Below are 18,867 nucleotides of genomic sequence, written 5' to 3' on the forward strand. Positions count from 1 at the left end.
AAATACAAAAAACGTTAGGTCTTAAAACTACATATATAACTTGATCTTTTAATAAATTACAGCTACCAATTTTAGCTCTATTTCTTCTTTTAAAATTCATTATGGTACCTGTCAAATTATTTTTAAAGACACATTCACCTTGGGCTAGCGCTCGTCTGTGACGAGTTCGAGAACTACTAAAATAGTCTCAAATCTTACAGTAAAGTACTCTTGCACTATAATTCTTTACAGCCGAACTTTTCCAAGTAGCATTAATTTTTCAGAAGCGGCCATACCGTTGGGATTGCAGCCAGGTAGGCTTTCGGGGACGTCCATGCCTAATTCTTTGTATAACGCAATCCAGGAGGGATTGAATTTGCCGGTATCCGGATCCTTGAACGTCATGGGGTTCAATTTAAAAATACTGTCTTTTACAAAAGCTCTGTATACAAATCCAGAGCAATAATAGCTGCTGTCATTCATGACATAGCTAAAGTTATAGGGCTTCCCCAACATGGTTTTGGCTTTGCTGATAGCGTCAGGAATGGCTTTTTGATAGTCGGGTTTTAAGCGATAAGCGATCACCGTTCTTTCTTGCGGTATACTGTCTGAGGGAGGATAGATAAACTCTCGCAAACTAATCTTGCAGGAACCGCCTTCCGTGTCGGCGTGCAATACAAAAATGGTATCACCTACTTTTTCAACCAATCCCATATGGGAGAAATGTGTGGCTTTATCGGTTTGGGTAACCGCATCGATGGCTTTGGATAAACTGCTTTCAGCAGGTTCCCTAAACAATACATCACCAGTCTGCAAAATGACATCCTGTGCTTGTAATGTTGCGGTCAATAGAGCAATTAAAAGAAATGTGATATGTCTTTCTTGCATTTTAAAATGATGTCTTTTCATCTCTAAATGACAGTTAAGTTGTTTTGAGATTGTGTATAACAACACATGTTGTTCGCTACATGGTAGCCAAAATAGATAAAATTTTTGGAAGGAGGATATATTCCGGGGATGCTAACACTACCTATGTGATAATTAAAAAGGCGGATGTACAAAACATCCGCCTTAAAAAAACTAATTGCAAAAAATTACCTTAAGTATCGATGCCTTAATTTGGCTTGAACTAAGGAGTCAACCCCTATTTCTGTTTGCAAAAAGTTGTCTACAGAGCCGTATTTGGCTTCTATTTCTTTAAATCCGCGCTCCAAATAAGAACGTTTTACCCCCATCAAGGGACGTAAAATACGCTCGTCGATGCCATAGAAGGTTGCCGCTTTTTTGATGGTGCTTTCGTTGTGAGGGTATCTGTAATAGTTGGAAAGAACGTATTCGTCCATAATGGTTTCCTTGTCAACACCCAAGGTGTAAAGTAGAAAGGCAGAAGTGAATCCGGTGCGGTCTTTTCCTGCACTACAGTGGAACAATATCGGATCATCCCCATCTTCCACAATCTTTTGGAATAGTTTCTTGAAAGGCTCAGGGTGTTCAACGAACTCTACCGAAAACTGTTCCATCATGGCATCGCCATCAAAGGTTTCTGGGTCGGCATCGGTAATTTGCTTAAGCATGGCCTTTGGATCTTTGTTGTCCATATTGCCAATAGGCATGTGCAGCCAATTCACGCCATCTGGATACATGTCTGGCTGTTCTTCAATTTCATAATTGGAACGCAAATCCAAAATGGTTGCAAGGCCAATTTCTTTCATATAGGCCAAATCTTCTTTGCTCATTTCTGCAATTTCACCTGAGCGGTACAGCATTCCAAATTTGGTGTGTTTGCCATCTTTGGTAGGAATCCCTCCTATGTCCCTAAAATTGAAACTGTGTTCCAGTACAATTTCACGTTCCGATAGGTATAGGGTGTCACTCTCGCTTACGGCCGCAAAAAACAGACGTTTTGCAGGCTGTGGGTTGGCGATGTTCAAAATGTTTTGGGTCTCTGAAAGTACTTGAACATTGCTCCAATTGATGGTTTCTGGAGAGTTACCTGTATAGATGTTCCAGTTCCCTGTTTTGTTCAATTGTAACTCGTAATTATGGTCTTCCAAACGCTTAACATGGATGGTTTCATCCAAAGAGTATGCGGGTTGTTCGGCTTTTTCGTAGTTGCCACAGGAGCATAGCAAAGTTGCTATGGCTCCCGTGTATAAAAATTTATGAATGGACATGATGTTCTGTGATTAGAATAATTTGTAGTTGATACCAAATAGACCTCTGATAGAGTAGTACTCTGTTTGTTCTGGTCTGTTAGTGTTGCCTTGGTAGTATCTCAAAGGTTCGTTGGTCAAGTTGTTCAACTCAACATACATACGCAACTTAGGACTGATGTTTACAGATCCCGAAAAGTCTACGGTGAAGTTTTTGTCATACCAACGGTAGTTTTCTGGGTTGCCTTGTACCAATGCCAAAGACTCTCCTTTGTAGTTTCCAGACACACGTACTGTAAAAATCCCTTTTTCGTAGAATAGGGCACTGTTGAAGATGTGCTTAGACTGGTTAGGTATTTTTTCGGTAGTGGTCGTTTCTGTAATCTCTCCAGTGGTGGCATCGGTATGATATTCTGGTACGTTCATTTCCGAATCGGCAAAGGTATAGTTGGCCTCAACTCCAAAACCACTCAAAAAGCCTGGTAAGAAATCCAAACGCTTGGACAATCCAAATTCTAATCCTGCCAACCATCCGCTTTCGGAGTTTTGAGGTTGGGTGACTTGGTAAAGGGTTCCGTCTATGTTTTGGTAACTTCTACCTGTATAGATTACATTTTCCAAAGATTTATAGAAGGCACCGGCACTTAATAAACCTACGTTTTTAAAGTAGTATTCTCCCATAAGGTCTACGTTGTTGGAATACGTAGGCTTTAAGTTGATGTTTCCTCTGGAAATAGTTGCAGGAGTGCTCAACAAACTAATGGTTTCTGTTGGATTCAATTCAGAGAAATTGGCCCTTGCCATGGTTCTTGTATAGGCCAATCTAAGGTTGATATTGTCCTTTGGTGAATATTTTAAGTGTACCATTGGCAGGAAGGAGCCAAAATCATTGTCGTTGGAAATTTTGTTGATGGTAGTCTCATCTTCAGATACTGCGGTTACCATATAACCGTCATATTCCAAATTGGTATGCTCATAGCGGAACCCTCCAATAAGACTTAACTTATCAGTCAATTTGTAATCTCCCATTAAGTATCCTGCCGCTACTTGCTCATGTCCTGAGTAGAAGGATCCAGCCGATGACGGGTTGTTTTCATCAAATTCGATGTTGTAGTACAACGGGTTTTCCAATTGCTCGGCAGAGAACAAATCGTCCAATTGGTTCAAACTTAAGGATGGCAACAATACGTTGTCATATGGACTTCCTATTTCAGTTAAATACCCACCTCTTTCAGGGAAAGGCCTTGTGTCAAAATTGGTCATGGCAATTGGTGCGCCATAGGCATCTCCCAAATACAGGTAATAGTTATAAGGAGCGCCTCTTTCAAAGTTCATGCGTTTAAACTTACCTCCGGCCTTTAAAGTCAGTTTGTCGGTAGGCTTAAAAGTTACATCTGCTTGCGCTGTATAATCCATTTCCTTACTGTGTGATTTGAAAGCAATCTGGTTGGCCAAGGTCATTTGGTCGGCGGTTACAGGGCTGCTCAAGTAAGGTTGGATATTGTCATAAGGATCTCCATCATATCCTGAAGGTGAATCGATATCTAAAAACTTGTAACCATCACCGGTAAGGTTGCTATAGCTTACAGGCGTAGAGAAAGTAGCCATATAGTAGGCTGGCGATCCCGCTGCCGATGAGCCAGGAAGCTTTTCGTTGCCCATTTCTGCGCCATAGGTAGAAAGTCTCCAATCTATTTTCCACTTTTCATTTCTTAGGTGATGGTTACCTCCAATTTCGGTTCCATAAAGATCAATACCAATAATTCCTTCACGAACTCTTAGGTCCATGGTACTTTCATCGAAATTGAAAATATGTTCTACAGCACTTTCACGGTCCTTAAATTTAGTTTTAAGGCCTCGTAAGTAGATTTTGGTATTCACATTAGGGGTGTACTCAAATCCGGCGTTGAAACCATAAGTGGTACGTTCTCCCAAATAGTCTCTTAACTGTAGGTTGCTCAAAGCGAAATTATCACTGTTGTATACCACTTCGTAGTTATCGGTACCCCAGTTTCTGTTCCAGTAGGTTCCAGAAAGCATGAAGCCTATTTTTCCATCAGCTACACGGTCTCCATAAAGGATCGATCCGTTTTGGATAGGTTTTTGGGCTTGGTCGTTGTACCCATATCCCAAGTTGACGTTCAAGGTTCTTTTAGAAGGTGCTGTTTTGGTGATAAAGTTCACAGATCCTCCAATGGCATCCCCTTCCATGTCTGGTGTAATGGCCTTAGACAATTGCACAAATTCAATCATTTCCGAAGGGAAGATGTCCAAAGGTGCCGCTCGGGTTCCACTGGTATTGTCTGATGTTCCTTCGGTAGAAGGCATTCTGTCTCCGTTCAACAAGGTAGAGTTCCAAGCAATAGGAGTTCCTCTTACAATGACGTAACGTCCTTCACCGTGGTCTCTTTCAATAGAAACTCCTGTCATACGTTGTACAGCCTCGGCAGCATTACGGTCCGGAAGTTTTCCAATCACGTCATTGGCCAATACCTCCATAATGGCGGCAGAGTTTTTCTTGATGTTCAAAGCTTTTTGCTGCGAAGGCATATAACCTCCTTTAAGTACCACCTCTCCCAATTCTTCGGTACTGGGCATTAACATGATAGTCCCCATGTCTGAACGCTCATTGGCTGTAGTAGTGATGGCCACTTCCTTGGTTTCATATCCTAGATAGGAAAAAACAATAGTGTGTTCTCCTCCTTCAACATTTACCAAGCTAAAGGTTCCTTCAAAATCTGTGGTGGTTCCGTTGCTGGTTCCTTTTACTAAAATGTTTACTCCGGGAAGCGGACCAAACTCATCAGCTACTTTCCCGCTTATTCTTGATGTTTGGGAAAGTACCTTGGAACTCGCCATTAAAATTAGTAGCAAAGCGCCAAGGAATTTTAAGTGTTTACTCATTGTGTGAAATTTTTTTGTTGATTTTAATCTGCCGCAAAATTTGAAATAAAGTCAAGGGCATTCGTTGTAATCAACTGAGGAGGTCATTTTGTGCGTTCAAATTATGTGAGGTGAACGTTTGAATGATGTAACGATATGTTTTTAAGTGGTTTGGGTTGTTTTAATTAAAAAGAAAGAATTTGTTAAGCATGTGTTAAGAGAGCCCCAAAGCCTCTTTTTTGTATTCCAAAGGGGTCTTTTGGGTGAGTTTTTTAAAGTGTGTATTGAAGGTAGATTTGGAATTGAAGCCAGCGCTATAGGCAATATCTGTGATGGATTCTTTGTGGTTGGATGTAAGCAGTGATTTTGCTTCTTCAATGCGATAATCGTTGATGAATTGATAGAAGTTTTTCTGAACATAGGCATTCAACACTTGAGTAATGTGATGTTTTGGAATGTGGACTTTTTCCGATAATTTTTGAAGTGTCAGTTCTGGGTCCAAATAAATTTTTTCCTTTTCAAGAAACAGTTGTAAGGTTTTGTAATAGGCCTTTAAATCTTCGGTTTCCAAATTGGAACTCTCGTATTTCTGCGATTTCTTCTCGGAGTTCCCCAGACTAGTAGGGGCGGCGGCCAAAACATTGGCCACGATGGGTTCTTCCGAAGTATTGATTTTATAAAGCAAAATGGATACCACAGTAATGAGCATGAGCACATAGGTTAGCCTAATGTTAATGGGGTCGTAGCCTAAAATGTGAAGGGTCACCAAAAACAGCACAACCCCCATAAAGGCAATGTTTACATAGGTTAAGCTTAATAATAAGGTGTTGCGGTCCTTGGGCATGCTATTGGGTTTTTTGCGCAACAGCCTAAGGCTTAATATAGGATATACTATAAATGGGATAAGATAACCATAGGATAGGTTTTGGTACCATTGTCCAAAGGCATCGCTTTTAGGACCACTGCCATGTGTGGCAATCACGGTAAGAAACACTATGCTCACGATGAGGAACGGTGTTAAATGCCTCCATAATTCTTTCCGTGTAATACCTTTTACGGCACATTTGCTAGTAAGGTATAGAATGGGACCATAAAACAAACTGAAGCTTGTGGGCAATTTGTAGTAAAATGGATTTTGTTCCAAAAACACCAAGAAAAATAACTTGGTAGAAAAGTGGCTGAAAATAAAAAATAGGAACAAAGCCAAGAGTTTATCAAACTGACTTTTGCTGCGATATCTCATGACCAAAGCCAACGAAAATACCGCTTGAAATACGATAATACTGATTAAATACCCCATGTTGTTTTAAAAGGGGTAAAATTAAGGACGGTATAAGGCCTGTTTATTTAAGTTTCTGTTACCATTAGTTTAAGCAATGGTAAATAGTTTGGTGTTGTACTAAATAACCCTCAAGTTATAGTTGTGTAGGGTAGTTAAGGCGACTGACCTATCTACTTAATTGCGCCTTTTTCTTTAAAAGTATGGAGTAATTTTTCTACAATTGGCACATCTGCAGGCGCCATTTGGTAGTTGCTTAATTCGGGTAGGGCGACCCAAGCTAATTGATCGTGGTCCCTCAGTTGAAATTTACCCGAGACATGCTCTGCTAAATAGGAGTCTAGTAGAATGGTCTTGGAGGCATAGGAATGTTCGTTTTGGCGAAAAGGGCTAAGCACTTTGATCTCTACCTGAAATTCTTCCCTAAACTCACGAATCAACGCTGCTTCTGGAGTTTCGTTGGCTTCTATCTTGCCGCCCGGAAATTCCCAATAGCCTGCTAGGTCTTTACCAGGTGCTCGTCTTGCGATAAAGATGTTTTGTTGGTCTATGAGAATGCCTGCGGCTACTTTTAGCATACTATGGAAGTTTAAGGAATCAAATGTAGGGTTTGTCTGTTTCTTTTCGAGGTCTATTCATTTATAATTGGCTTTACGGTAATCTATATTATAATCCTCAAATAATTTCTTTAAATAATGCACGCTGCCAATAACGGCCAGCTTTCCTTCGGCTCCAGAAATAATACCTACTAAATAGCCGTTTTTGTCAATGACCGGTGAGCCGCTTCTTCCTTGTGGCTGCTGGTTTGTATCGAAGGATTTCATATAATAATAGTCTGCTAGATTATCTACACATTGCAGTTTTGTCAAGGCAGGCGCACTATTATCTTGTTGTTTCGCTCCCCATCCCGCTGCATAAACAATTTCATTTATCTGTATTGGTGTATACCGTATTTTAAGAGGGTATAGGTCTGGGGGGAGGTTTTCAATTTCAAAGAGAATCCAATCCCTTACTTTAAGCGTATTGAATTCTCCAATGTTTTCTTTGGGGTTGGTGTTGATCAAGTGTTTGACGGTTACAGTATTGTTGCTGCTGTTTTTGGGGTAGAGTTTCCAATCCTGAAATGTTGGACCCAAATCTATGGTCTCTAATCCTAGTTGGTTTTTAAATACCATGAACAAATGTTTGCAGGACACTCCTAGAGTATCTTGTCCGGTATCAATGAGGAATGCGTTGGCGAAATCTTTGTAAACGTTGTCTTTAAACTCAATCTGGTTGGTGAGGGCAAAGCTTGGCCATTGTGCAATTGGCTTATCAATCCAAGGTTCTTTAGGAGGCTCAGGCTCTTCTTGGCATCCTAAAGTTGCTAAAAGCACTCCGATTGCAATTGATTTAATTCCATTCACCATGTTAGCAATTTTTTTAGATTGATTTGTAACTGCTAATGATTATTTACCATTGGCTTTAGTTGTGTGGTTTTTATTTTGTTGATATATCATTTTTTAAAAATGAGATTGACTACATAACCTGGAATATCTTCTACATTTTTAATAGATTGGTCTTCATGGTCTATCCAAATACAATCATATCCTTTTTTGGTGAAGTAGTCAAAAATAAAGTGTTTGGTGTCTTCCCTAACCTCCACAGCAAAAACACAATCGTTCAAATCGATGGTTAGACCTGAAATGATATCGTCTTCACAGCCTTCGGCATCTATTTTTATCAGGTTGGGTTGGCCAAATTCAGTAACTAGGGCATCCAAACTTTTAAGGGTGACGTTTTCTGTAAATCCCTTGAAGCTGTCTTCTACAAATTTCCTTTTAAAAGAGCCTTTTCGTCCGCCCGTTTCGGTATCCCTAAAAAACTCCTGTTGTGTGTTCTCTTTTCCAAGCCCGTAGTTGAAACACTTAACGTTGGTACATTTGTTGATGTTGGTATTGAATTGCAAAAACGCATAGTTTTTAAAGTCGGGTTCAAAGGAATAGACGGTTCCTGAGATGCCAGCTGCTTCGCTAAAAGGCAAAGCGTATTGGCCAATATTTGCCCCTATATCAAAAACAATATCTCCAGGCTTTATATAAGCTTTAATTTTATTCTGAATATGTTCTTCATATTGAATCTGCTTCTGGAATAGAAATGTGAGGTGCTGCGATCTTTCGTAGTAGAGAACTTTGTTGTGATTGTTGATTTTCTTTGCAACAATATCACTTTTTGAAAAAGTTTTAACGGCTTTGGATACAAGATCGTAAACGGTTTTTTTCATACGGTTTCTATTGGCTAAGTGGCTGTAAACTATAGGTTAAAAATACCAAATATTTGGCCGTTTTTAGAACCTTATTTTTGTTTTTCTCTAGAAATAAAAGAGGTACGAGCTTTAAAGCAAAGGAAGTATAGTATGTGTTTTTTAACAGCCGCCCTCTGCTTTGCGTTTCTTTTTCTTTTCAACCGTAATCACTTTTTTAGGGACATCCGCTGTTGGAGGGACTATGGTATTGGAGCTATCCAAATGCTTTTGGGAGTCCATGATAAACCCATTGATATCGTGAGGAAGGGTTTCTGTTTTTGACTCTTTCGTGATGAGTTTGTTTTGCGAGTAACTGAGTTCTACAGGTAGGATTTTAAGATTATCGAATCCCAACTGGTAGAGGATTAGAAAAGGAATGTTGGCTTCTTCGGGAGTGCTTCCGTAAAGGGAGGTGGGTGTATTTGATTTTTTTAGGTCCTGTAGCAGTTTTTGGGAGGCTTCACTCATAATATCCACGGAAGGTATGTTTATGGCGTTTTCCAAGTGACCTTTGTTGTACTCGTAAGGGTTTCTAATGTCTATAAATGCAACATCTTCATTTTCAATAAGGGAATAGGGAAGGAAATAATCTGTTGATGTGATTTTTTCCAAAGTGCTTTTAGTGTTGAAAGCATAAGTGTTTTTGGGGCGTTTATAGGTTAAAAAACCTATCAATACGGCTAGGATAAATAGCGTGGCAGCAATGGATATTCGTTTGGTTTTCTCTAATTCTTTCATGGTATTAGGTATAAGGTCAATTATAGACTTAACAGCCTCCTTCTGCTTTGCGCTTCTTTTTCTTTTCTACGGTAATTACTTTTTTAGGCGTTGAAGGAGCAGAGGGCAACTCGGCACCTAAATTTTGATCTGGGTATGCTACGCCAAAATACATACTGGCCGCTTTTCTGGTGGCATACAGTTTAAAGTCAGACTCAGGCATGGCCTCACTTGGTTTGCTGGGATTGATAATGGTGCTATACCAAGTGTTGAGTCCTCCTTGTAAAACATGTAGGTTTTTAAACCCAAGGCGGTCGCACAACATCCAAGCTTGGTCGGCATGGAAGGTATCGTTGGAATAGAACACCACGTCAAATTGGTCTTGATTCAGGTAGGTAAGGGAGTCTTCATCCAATAATTTTGATAGCGGGATATTAATGGCATTAGGTAGGCTATAATTATTATAGCTTTCTTCATCCCTCACGTCTACCAAAATAAAAGAAGGATCTTGGCTAATGAGTTTATGTGAAATGTCATCGGTGGAAATATAACGCTCCGGACTGATGGCATGGCTTAATAACTGTTTGGAGCGAATGCCTTCCTGTTTTTCATATTTAGGTAATAATACCAATCCGGCAGCAAGAATGATCAAGGTTGCAGCCAGTATTTGATAGCGATACGAGAGGAATTTTACGGTTTTCTTTTTGTCCATGAGGATCAAGTTTAATTAGTAAAACACACTTTTTACTCTTTTTCTAACCATATCGGCAATGCCAAAGGCCACTACGGCAATAATGGCAAACACAAAAATGACCCAGTAGGGATTCCAGCCAAAGGAATCTATCAAAGTAATGTTGCCAAAGTTGTAGCCGTCATAGATGGGTTCAAAAAGATTGAAGAGTTCCGAAAAGATAAAAACGCCAATCATGATGCCAATTACATACACCCAAGCATCCAATTTACCAATGGCTACGGCACACAAACTGGTGCCCGGGCAGAACCCACCGGTTACAAAACCAGCTCCCATAATAACACCACCTATGATAGCCCCCCATAAATAAGTTGGGTGCACATAGAGTTTTGAAATATCAAGATATCCCAAGTAATCCATATAGTAAATGCCAATAACTGATACGGCTGCTGCGGTAAAGAATACTTTCAATACGGCAAAGTCATAACCGTAAAACACACCGGCCAATTTTCGCGAGGATGAAAAGCCTGAAGCTTCCAATACAAAGCCAAAGGCAATTCCAATGAATATTGCTATGATACTATCCCATTCCATTGGAATATAACCGCCAGGAATTAAAGGTCCCATAATTCTATCTTTTAAATTTTAAATCCAGTTCTTTCTAAAAAAATAAGCGAAGGCATAGGCCGATCCAAAAATGGCCAGCATGGTAAGAAACCCTCCTGTTGACAATACGGCCATACCGCTTAAAGCGGCACCACTTGTACATCCTCTTGCAATTTGAGCGCCGAGTCCGAATAGAATACCTCCTATAAGTGCAAAAATCAAACGGCGTTTAGTCGTTATTTTAGGGGAATGTTGAACGCGCCACTTGATGCGTCCACTGATGCTCCCCGAAATAAAGGCGCCTATCAAAATACCTAAAGCCTCAAATACCAGCCAAGTATTCATAGGGGAGTCCCCTTCCTTGATAAACTGGCTGTAATAGCTGTTGCTTTCGGCGTGTTTGGGAGCTACATTTTCAACTACTGTTACCACACTGCTTTTCATGGCACCACTGGCTCCCAAACCTCTACCGGTAAGGTAAAAGGTGAAAATAATGATGATGCCCAATAGGAAACCACCAAAATAGGGGTTCCAGTATAGGTGTGGGTTTGCTTTATGTTTTGTATTCATAACAAATAATTTAATAGAGGTATCGGGTAAGTTGTCCTGCTTCTACCATAATAAACCTAAAAATAAGCCCGCCGATGATGACTAAAATAGCAGGAACCGCTACGGGGACTTTATAACCTAATAATTCAATGACTTCCAAAATAGCTGGGACGAGTAGGCCCAAAAGGATGACAAAGCCAAAAAACATCAGGGTAAATTCACCGCCTACCAAAAGGTCCATGGCTTCCAATTGTACTTGCGAGCCAGCATAATAGCCCATAATCATATGGGTAATCAGGGCAATTTCTATGACAATTAGGGCTAAATCTATTTTGCTGAACAGATGGCGTTCTTCTCTATTTCTGGACAGTAAAATAATGGCTGCGGCTCCCGTAGATAAACCAGAGGTTAAGAACAGTGGCCCCAGAATAGCATTGTTCCATAGGGGGCGTGCATTAAAGGCCGATAATAAAATACCTGTATACACCCCTAAGATTATCGATAAGGGAACAAGGGCATAAGCCATATAGGTTCTGTTGGCGATAAGGAATTTTTCAAATTTCTCTAAAAACTTAAATTTTTTAAAGAGTTTTAGTTTCGATTCCCACTTAGGGAAGGCACTTCGGTAATAGCTAAACAACCATAAAAAGGACAGTGGAGTGGTAATCAATAGCACCCAGGCTCCCCAGGACATTGGGGATTCTATCCTAAAAGTGGTGTATAATCTCCAGGTGTATAGTGGATGGGTTAAATCGTAAACCAATGCCAAGAGACCAATGGATAAGGCAATTGGAGGTATTACAGCGGCTGCTTTTAGAGCGGGATACTGCTTTTCTTTTCCCATAAGGTAGAATAAAGCTGCAAAGAATAGGATGCCTGCAGCAAGTCCTCCCAGAAATAGATACAGGGAGATGGGCCAATGCCAAATTTGTAATGAAGGATCAATGTTTGGAATGTTTCGGCCGCTTGTAAATAGTTCTTCTTCCATGGTACTTTAGCGTTAAATGAGATAAAACACGTGAGGATCGGTCCCTGCCTCTGGCGATAGGGTTTTATGTTTTCTGTTTTTCAACAATTGGGATATTTCGCTATTCGGGTCGTCCAAATCGCCAAAATACATGCATTTAGTTGGGCACACAGAGACACATGCGGGCTGTTGCCCTTTTTCCAATCGGTGGTGGCAAAACGTACATTTGTCTACATAGCCATCGGGGTGTTGGTATCGAGCATCGTAAGGACAGGATTCTATACAGGCCCCGCAGCCGATACATTGGTCGGCAGTCACCAAAACAATACCGCCTTCCACCACATGACTAGCCCCAGTTGGACAGCATCTTACGCATGGCGGATTGGCGCAATGGTTGCAACGTTCCGAGCGCAATTCCAATTCTAGGTTAGGGTAGGAACCGCTAACAGCTTCAGTAATCCAATCCCTGCAATAGCCATGGGGCACATTGTTTTCTGTTTGGCAAGCCACCACACAGTCGCTGCAGCCAACACATTTTAAGGTGTCTATCACCATTGCATATCTCATACCATTGTATTTTTATGTGGGTCTTCGGTTAAAATGGAAACAAAGTTTCCTCTTAAACCAGTACCACCCATTAGTGGATCTACGACGATTTGGGAAATAAGTTCGGCGTCACTGGCACCTTTTCCAAAGGCGCGGGTCAATTTTTTATTGTTATGGCCAAAGCCATGGTACATATACACAGAATCCCAACGAATACGCTCTGTAACTCTCACTTTGATAGGGAAAGCAGATAGAATGCCATCTTGGTTTTTAAGCCAAACGGGCTGGTCTTTTTTAAGATCTAGGATTCGGGCTACCCTAGGGTTGACCCAAAGGGTGTTTTCACTTTTTAAATCGCTTAAATAAGGGTTGTTGATCGTTCTACTGAATGTGTGCATGGGAGACCTTCCGTAATTCAACCTGTAAAAACCTTGTGGAGGTTGTGGATGGTGCGTGTAGACAGGCATAGGATCGAACCCTAAATCTGCCAATTCTTGAGAATAGAACTCTATTTTTCCACTTGGAGTACCAAACACATAATCCTGTCCTTCTCCGAGGAACAATGGTCCAGAGGTTCTTTCGAAGTTCTTAACACCTATCTTTTTCATTTCATCCAAAGAAGTCCCCAATTTGTTGAGTTGCCATTCAATCACCTCTTCAAAATCGTTGTAATTGAAATAGTCTCCTAAACCAATACGGTCGCCAATTTGTTTACTGATCCACCAGGCAGGTTTGGAATTGTATTTAGGCTTTACAGCTGGAATACGAACGGCAATGGACGGATGACGGTTGGTGGCAGAGCGAATACCGTCATAACGTTCTAAATAGGTGCATTCCGGTAATACCACATCGGCATAGCCTGTGATTTCCATAGGCATGGTATCTACCACGACCAAAAATTCAACCGCATTAATAGCTTCAAGAGTTTGTTCTCGCTGTGGCAGGGTGTTTATTAAATTGGTTCCTGCAATCATCCATGCTTTAATAGGATATGGATTATCTTCATTTGGAATGGTCGCTTTGACTACTTCCGAAGTATTGCCCATTTCAGCAAATGGATATTGCTGACCTATTTCATGCCAGCCCCATTTAGGTTCTGGATAGGCGGGATGCGGATATTTTGGAATACTGATTTTCTCTTTAAAGTAGAACCCACCTCGGTTACCCCAAGAGCCCAAAAGACCATTTAAAATGGCAATGGCACGTTCGCGTTGCGAGTCGTCTCCATACCAAGTCACATGGCGTCCAGGGTGTACAATGGTAGCTGGGGCAGCCGCAGCCATAAGGCGAGCCGTTTCCCTAATGCTATCAGGTTTTATGGTGGTGATGCCGTAGGCCCATTCCGGAGTATATGGTTTTACGTGGGCTTTTAGTTCCTCGAAACCAATGGCATATTTTTCAACGTATTTTTTATTGTAAAGCTCTTCCTCAATCAACACATGCATCCAAGAAAGTAGTAAGGCAATGTCAGTCGCGGGTTTGATAGGCAACCAATGCGACGATTTACTGGCCGCTGTAGAAAATCTAGGATCCACAGTAATAATGGTAGCACCATTATCGATGGCGTCAGACATTTCCTGAACCTGGGTATTGTGCATGTTCTCTCCAATATGGGAGCCAATGAGCACTAGGCATTTAGTGTCTCTAATATCGGTAGGTTCTGGAGAGCCTACCCATGAGCCGAAGGTTAGTCCGAAACCTGTTTCCCTTGGGCCTCTACACTGCGCATAGGCAGGTTCAGCAATGGTATCGGAACCATAGGCTTTAAAGAGGTGTTCCAAATGACTTCCTGGAGACCCGTGTTTTAAAAGCGCAAACGACTCGGGGCCGTACTTTTGTTTTATTTCTGTGAATTTTTCGGCAATTAGGTCTAGGGCCTCCTCCCAACTGGCTTCCCGGTAGGTTTCTTCACCGTTTATGGTGGTTCTTATTAATGGCGTTTTTAAACGATCTTCATCGCTGTACATACCAATACCTCCCGTACCTCTTGGGCAGAGTCTTCCGTTACAGTGCGGGTCATCATCATTTCCAATCACTTTTTTGATGTCGCCAGTTTCGTCTGCATAGGCCCATGCGGCACATTTCCAAAAGCATACCTCACAATAGGTAGCAGTTCTAGAAAGTTTTTTGGCAATATTTTCTTTTACGGCAGCATCCAATAATGGATTGGGTGCTAATAAATTGACTGCTGAAGAGGAAAGTGCTAAGCCCCCTAACCCTAAAGCTGAAATTTTGATGAATTTTCTTCTGGATGTCACCATAGCTATTTGGATTGGTTCTTAAAGTTAAGGAATTTTTTAATCTTTTTAGAGAGATTAAAAGTATCATTTCTACACTTGGTTTCTTGTAACAATTGTTACAGTGGAAGCGCTTTTTTGATAGTGTTTCGGGGGAAGATTTATTGTAAATTTGAACAAGCGCTCACTATGAAAGAAAAGACCTATTTCAGATGGATTTTGATACTGGCCATTTTGTTATTTGGCTTGATGTATGTTGTGAGGCATACGGATGTTTTTAGGTCTCAGGAATTTTCAGGGGAGCAATATGAAGGTAAGGTTGTTTCTGAAGTTGAATCCTGCATGCAGTGCCATCAGCAAACCAAAGGGTTTTCAGAATACCACAATCCGGAACTCATAGGCTGCGCCAATTGCCATTTGGGAAATACAAGTTCCTTTAATAAAGAGGAAGCGCATGAAGGCATGGTTTTGATACCGGGTAATTTAGCAGATGCCCAAAAGACCTGTGGAAAATGTCATGCCAACGAATTACATAATGTAGAGCACTCCCTTATGACTACCAATAGTGGGTTGGTGGCGGTTGATAAATTTGTGTTTGGTGAAGCCGATAGCTTGAATGCCCATTACCACATTAAAGACTTGCAGTATTCGGCAGCCGATAAACACTTGCGGGATTTGTGTGCCAATTGCCATTTGGGTGCCCAAAAAACCGATTATGGCCCTATTGCCCAATTAAGTCGGGGGGGAGGGTGTAATGCTTGTCATTTAAATTATTCACAACAAGCCAAAGCAGACCTTTCTAGTTACATGGCATCCAACAAAACCCAGCTGCCACAGGTACATCCTTCCAGTGATGTGTTTATGGATGATACCCATTGTTTTGGCTGTCATAGTCGTTCCAGCAGGATTTCCACCAATTATATAGGGCTTCAGGAAACCTTGTTGGATGAAGCTGAGGTGGCCCATATCAAGGGGCATGTGGTGTTGGAGGACAAAAGGGTCTATAAACAGTTGCAGGAAGATGTGCACCATACCAAGGGTCTATTGTGTATCGATTGTCATTCCTCTCACGAGGTGATGGGCGATGGTAAGACCTATTCCCACGCCGAAGATGCCGTTACCCTGAAATGCAATGATTGCCATTTCAAATCCAAGCCTCGTACGGTGCCTTTCGATTCGATTGATAGGGAAAGTAGATTGGTCTATTTACACAGGGGCTATGAGCATCGTGACAAAGAAATATTTATTGCAGAAAAAGATGGGCACCCCTTAATAAATACCTATGTGGACTCTTTGGGGAATGCCTTTCTAATTGGAAAAAAGGATCAGAAATTACACCCTTTAGCTCCCCAATCGGCTGTTTGTTCTCGGGATAATGCCCATAAAAATGTGAGTTGTAGTGCTTGTCATTCCTCTTGGACGCCACGTTGTATTGGTTGTCACAATAAGTTTGATGGCAATGAAGCCCAGGCCTTCGATTTGTTGGATAAGAAATTGGTGAAAGGCCAATGGAAGGAATATGTCGCTGAGTTTTCGGCCTCGCAACCGGCTTTAGGGGTTAGAGAGCATAAAGACGCTATTATTGTTGAACCTGCCATCCCTGGGATGGTCATGACCATAGATAAAGGCAGTTATAGTGGTCACCCCGATACCGATGTGTCCTTTCACAGGCTCTTTGCTCCAAATTCACCACATACTACTACAAAAGCGGTGCGCGACTGTAAATCCTGCCATGCCAATCCCTATACTTTGGGCTATGGCAACGGAACTTTGGTATATCAAACAAATAAAGAAATAGGGGAATGGGTCTTTACTCCAGAATATGCCTTAAATCTTAATGATGGTTTGCCGGAAGATGCTTGGATACCTTTTATGAAAGAAGGAACTGCCCAAGAACCAACATCAACAAGAACCAATTTTAGGCCTTTTAATGTAGCTGAACAACAGCGCCTCTTGTTTGTCGGGGCCTGTTTACAGTGCCATGATGATACGTCCAAGGTTATGCAACAAACTTTGGAACAGGGATTGGAAATGAGTATGAAACAATTGAGCAAGGCTTGTATTTTGCCAGCTCAATAGAGGGATTATTGTAGCAGTGAGATGCGAGGTGTCATTTCATGTAATAAAATGTACCTTTTCCAAAGGCTGTAATTGATGTCCAAAATGAAATAGTTTTTTATGCCCAGAGGGACCTTCAATCAAAAGAGGTAAGACATTTAAATTGGATGCCATCTGTTTTTTTATCCATGCCCTGCTATCCATTGGAACTGAAATTTGGTCAATGCCTTTAGAATATTCTTCCGAAGAAATCTTTTGGAACCAATAATTCACATCTACCCCAGAGGCAAAGAGACTGGAGGTATTGGACAGTTCCAATATATCGATTCCTGCTAGGTAGTTGCTTTTGGAAAGTAAGACATGTGTGTTTGGTATCTGAAAACTGCCACTGGCCAATTGGGTAGCAAGGATATTGACTTCCGTATTAGCTGTTGCGGCTATAAAGGTCTCTATGGTAGCGGCACCGGTTTCTGCCAATACCTCTTCCTGTAGGGCATTCCCGTGATAGCAAACAAAACCCTGTTCATTGGTTTGTTTGACAATATCTTGGTTGGCGTCTATAAAGGTAATTTTGGTTTGGTCTTTTAAGTATTGGGCAATCAAAAGGCTTAAGGGGTTAGCGCCCAATATTAGCAAGCCTTCACGTTTGTTGATCACTACCAGTTCCCCCCGTTTCTTCAGCCAATCGGTGGTCCATTTCAATAAAAAAGGAACAGTCATAGTAGTTAATATAGCCATAAATACCAGTATGGAAAATATCTTTTGGTCAATAATGCCCATTTCCAACCCAATACCAGCAATGATAATCTCTACTGCTCCGCGGCCATTCATTCCTGCCCCAATAGTAACACCTTCTCTCCAACCCAGGCCAGTTGGCAGATAAAATAGAGCAACCCCTAAGATCTTTCCAATTATGGCCATGGCAATAATGGTCAATAGCATGGGGAGGTCCGTATGAAATACGTCTAGATTTACCATAAAACCGGCCGATACAAAAAATACAGGAGCCAAAAAGCCAATGGAAACATCGTAAAAGGCTTTATGTACTTCTTTTGAAATATTCTTGGGAAATAAATTGTCCTTGATAAAGAGCCCTGCCATAAAAGCTCCTAAAATACTGTGCATACCTGCCAACTCCGCCAATTCTGCATAGGCTAGGGCCACAATGATAATGCTGGTGAAAAAGAAGGTGCTACTGGCCGATTTAAACTTAGAAAGATACCTTCCCAATCTGGGCAATAGGTAGATGCCAATAAGAATGGTCACTGAAAAGAAGGCAATGGCTTTGAGGGCTACAACTAGAAGTTCGGAGGCGTCAAAGGTTCCCATGGCAGCCGCGCTCAGGATCCCGGCAAAAATCAAAAGAGCCAAGGTGTCTGAAATCAATGCGCCAGCCATAAGAACGTAAGCAATCCGGGTGTTCAGGAGTTTTAGATCAACCAGTATTCTGCTTTTGGTGGCTAGGGAGGTCACGCCTACGGCCATCCCAACAAACATTCCGGCCATGGCATTGCCGCCAAACCAAATAGTGGCATAATAGCCTAAAGCAAATGGCAGAACAAAGCCACCTATAGATGCCAAAAGTCCAGGCCAGGATGCTTTTTTTAGGTCTTTAAAATCAATCTCAATACCAATATACACCATAAGCAGCATGATGCCTATTTCAGAAAGCACCCTAATGGTTTCTGTATACTCCAACCAACCCAACAGCCCGGGACCTAATAGGATGCCGATCACAAGTTCGCCTAAAATAGACGGGTAGCCAATGCGTCTGGCAGCGGCCCCTCCAAGCCACGCAGCAACAAGTACTGCCAACAGGTTGATGATATTTAGGTCGAAAGCTTCCAATGCCTTCTAAATATAATTTTTTTTCTACACTAAACCAATAGGGGTGTCTCTATGTGTTCTGTAAATCAGT

16 protein-coding genes are annotated in these 18,867 nt (G+C 41.4%); 1 reads left to right on the forward strand and 15 read right to left on the reverse strand.

Going from position 1 to position 18,867, the window contains the following annotated elements:
- Positions 1–225: 225 nt before the first annotated feature.
- The 14 genes from ZA06_RS06840 to ZA06_RS06905 form a co-directional block, all read right to left on the reverse strand.
- Entirely contained in the window at positions 226–888 is a 663-nt protein-coding gene (locus ZA06_RS06840; RefSeq protein ID WP_240472216.1) for a YiiX/YebB-like N1pC/P60 family cysteine hydrolase, read from the reverse strand.
- A 185-nt stretch (positions 889–1,073) separates the two neighbouring features.
- Positions 1,074–2,153, reverse strand: a complete 1,080-nt coding sequence (locus ZA06_RS06845) for a tyrosine-protein phosphatase (RefSeq protein WP_053976630.1) — start codon at positions 2,151–2,153, stop codon at positions 1,074–1,076.
- A gap of 12 nt (positions 2,154–2,165) precedes the next feature.
- Positions 2,166–5,036 carry a TonB-dependent receptor gene (locus ZA06_RS06850; RefSeq protein ID WP_053976631.1) on the reverse strand — a complete coding sequence of 957 codons (2,871 nt, stop codon included), beginning with the start codon at positions 5,034–5,036 and terminating at the stop codon, positions 2,166–2,168.
- 193 nt (positions 5,037–5,229) lie between these two features.
- Positions 5,230–6,315: a helix-turn-helix domain-containing protein gene (locus ZA06_RS06855; RefSeq protein WP_053976632.1), complete on the reverse strand. Its 1,086-nt coding sequence runs from the start codon at positions 6,313–6,315 to the stop codon at positions 5,230–5,232.
- Positions 6,316–6,467: 152 nt separating this feature from the next.
- Positions 6,468–6,872 (reverse strand): 8-oxo-dGTP diphosphatase MutT, encoded by a 405-nt coding sequence (gene mutT / locus ZA06_RS06860; protein ID WP_053976633.1) that lies wholly within the window; start codon positions 6,870–6,872, stop codon positions 6,468–6,470.
- A 57-nt stretch (positions 6,873–6,929) separates the two neighbouring features.
- Positions 6,930–7,703 carry a serine protease family protein gene (locus ZA06_RS06865; protein ID WP_053976634.1) on the reverse strand — a complete coding sequence of 258 codons (774 nt, stop codon included), beginning with the start codon at positions 7,701–7,703 and terminating at the stop codon, positions 6,930–6,932.
- Positions 7,704–7,789: 86 nt separating this feature from the next.
- Complete coding sequence (locus ZA06_RS06870; protein WP_053976635.1) at positions 7,790–8,557, reverse strand: FkbM family methyltransferase; 768 nt, start codon at positions 8,555–8,557, stop codon at positions 7,790–7,792.
- Positions 8,558–8,698: 141 nt separating this feature from the next.
- Complete coding sequence (locus tag ZA06_RS06875; RefSeq protein WP_053976636.1) at positions 8,699–9,316, reverse strand: rhodanese-like domain-containing protein; 618 nt, start codon at positions 9,314–9,316, stop codon at positions 8,699–8,701.
- A 28-nt stretch (positions 9,317–9,344) separates the two neighbouring features.
- Positions 9,345–10,007, reverse strand: coding sequence for a rhodanese-like domain-containing protein (locus tag ZA06_RS06880; protein ID WP_053976637.1), 663 nt, complete (start codon positions 10,005–10,007; stop codon positions 9,345–9,347).
- A 15-nt stretch (positions 10,008–10,022) separates the two neighbouring features.
- Complete coding sequence (locus tag ZA06_RS06885; RefSeq protein ID WP_053976638.1) at positions 10,023–10,613, reverse strand: YeeE/YedE thiosulfate transporter family protein; 591 nt, start codon at positions 10,611–10,613, stop codon at positions 10,023–10,025.
- 18 nt (positions 10,614–10,631) lie between these two features.
- Complete coding sequence (locus ZA06_RS06890) at positions 10,632–11,162, reverse strand: YeeE/YedE thiosulfate transporter family protein (RefSeq protein WP_053976639.1); 531 nt, start codon at positions 11,160–11,162, stop codon at positions 10,632–10,634.
- A gap of 10 nt (positions 11,163–11,172) precedes the next feature.
- A complete protein-coding gene (gene nrfD, locus ZA06_RS06895; RefSeq protein ID WP_053976640.1) occupies positions 11,173–12,129 on the reverse strand; it encodes an NrfD/PsrC family molybdoenzyme membrane anchor subunit in 957 nt (318 codons plus the stop codon).
- Between the two features lie 12 nt (positions 12,130–12,141).
- On the reverse strand, positions 12,142–12,675 hold the full coding sequence (locus tag ZA06_RS06900; RefSeq protein ID WP_053976641.1) for a 4Fe-4S dicluster domain-containing protein: 534 nt from the start codon (positions 12,673–12,675) through the stop codon (positions 12,142–12,144).
- The gene (locus ZA06_RS06905; protein ID WP_053976642.1) at positions 12,672–14,915 is read right to left on the reverse strand and encodes a molybdopterin-containing oxidoreductase family protein; all 2,244 of its coding nucleotides are present in this window, start codon (positions 14,913–14,915) and stop codon (positions 12,672–12,674) included. Before ZA06_RS06905 ends, ZA06_RS06900 begins: the two co-directional genes overlap by 4 nt.
- Positions 14,916–15,080: 165 nt before the next feature.
- On the opposite strand from ZA06_RS06905, the gene ZA06_RS06910 reads away from it, so the two are divergent.
- Positions 15,081–16,970, forward strand: a complete 1,890-nt coding sequence (locus ZA06_RS06910) for a hypothetical protein (RefSeq protein ID WP_053976643.1) — start codon at positions 15,081–15,083, stop codon at positions 16,968–16,970.
- 36 nt (positions 16,971–17,006) lie between these two features.
- Here ZA06_RS06910 and ZA06_RS06915 read toward each other — a convergent pair whose 3' ends face one another.
- A complete protein-coding gene (locus ZA06_RS06915) occupies positions 17,007–18,797 on the reverse strand; it encodes a cation:proton antiporter (RefSeq protein WP_053976644.1) in 1,791 nt (596 codons plus the stop codon).
- Between the last annotated feature and the right edge of the window lie 70 nt (positions 18,798–18,867).

It is taken from the genome of Mangrovimonas xylaniphaga (genome assembly GCF_001280435.1).
Taxonomy (GTDB): Bacteria; Bacteroidota; Bacteroidia; order Flavobacteriales; family Flavobacteriaceae; genus Mangrovimonas_A; species Mangrovimonas_A xylaniphaga.

What these genes read in the sequence shown, in the direction of transcription:
- ZA06_RS06840 (WP_240472216.1), bottom strand. Translation starts at nt 888, where the DNA reads ATGAAAAGACATCATTTTAAAATGCAAGAAAGACATATCACATTTCTT.
- ZA06_RS06845 (WP_053976630.1), bottom strand. Translation starts at nt 2,153, where the DNA reads ATGTCCATTCATAAATTTTTATACACGGGAGCCATAGCAACTTTGCTA.
- ZA06_RS06850 (WP_053976631.1), bottom strand. Translation starts at nt 5,036, where the DNA reads ATGAGTAAACACTTAAAATTCCTTGGCGCTTTGCTACTAATTTTAATG.
- ZA06_RS06855 (WP_053976632.1), bottom strand. Translation starts at nt 6,315, where the DNA reads ATGGGGTATTTAATCAGTATTATCGTATTTCAAGCGGTATTTTCGTTG.
- mutT (WP_053976633.1), bottom strand. Translation starts at nt 6,872, where the DNA reads ATGCTAAAAGTAGCCGCAGGCATTCTCATAGACCAACAAAACATCTTT.
- ZA06_RS06865 (WP_053976634.1), bottom strand. Translation starts at nt 7,703, where the DNA reads ATGGTGAATGGAATTAAATCAATTGCAATCGGAGTGCTTTTAGCAACT.
- ZA06_RS06870 (WP_053976635.1), bottom strand. Translation starts at nt 8,557, where the DNA reads ATGAAAAAAACCGTTTACGATCTTGTATCCAAAGCCGTTAAAACTTTT.
- ZA06_RS06875 (WP_053976636.1), bottom strand. Translation starts at nt 9,316, where the DNA reads ATGAAAGAATTAGAGAAAACCAAACGAATATCCATTGCTGCCACGCTA.
- ZA06_RS06880 (WP_053976637.1), bottom strand. Translation starts at nt 10,007, where the DNA reads ATGGACAAAAAGAAAACCGTAAAATTCCTCTCGTATCGCTATCAAATA.
- ZA06_RS06885 (WP_053976638.1), bottom strand. Translation starts at nt 10,613, where the DNA reads ATGGGACCTTTAATTCCTGGCGGTTATATTCCAATGGAATGGGATAGT.
- ZA06_RS06890 (WP_053976639.1), bottom strand. Translation starts at nt 11,162, where the DNA reads ATGAATACAAAACATAAAGCAAACCCACACCTATACTGGAACCCCTAT.
- nrfD (WP_053976640.1), bottom strand. Translation starts at nt 12,129, where the DNA reads ATGGAAGAAGAACTATTTACAAGCGGCCGAAACATTCCAAACATTGAT.
- ZA06_RS06900 (WP_053976641.1), bottom strand. Translation starts at nt 12,675, where the DNA reads ATGAGATATGCAATGGTGATAGACACCTTAAAATGTGTTGGCTGCAGC.
- ZA06_RS06905 (WP_053976642.1), bottom strand. Translation starts at nt 14,915, where the DNA reads ATGGTGACATCCAGAAGAAAATTCATCAAAATTTCAGCTTTAGGGTTA.
- ZA06_RS06910 (WP_053976643.1), top strand. Translation starts at nt 15,081, where the DNA reads ATGAAAGAAAAGACCTATTTCAGATGGATTTTGATACTGGCCATTTTG.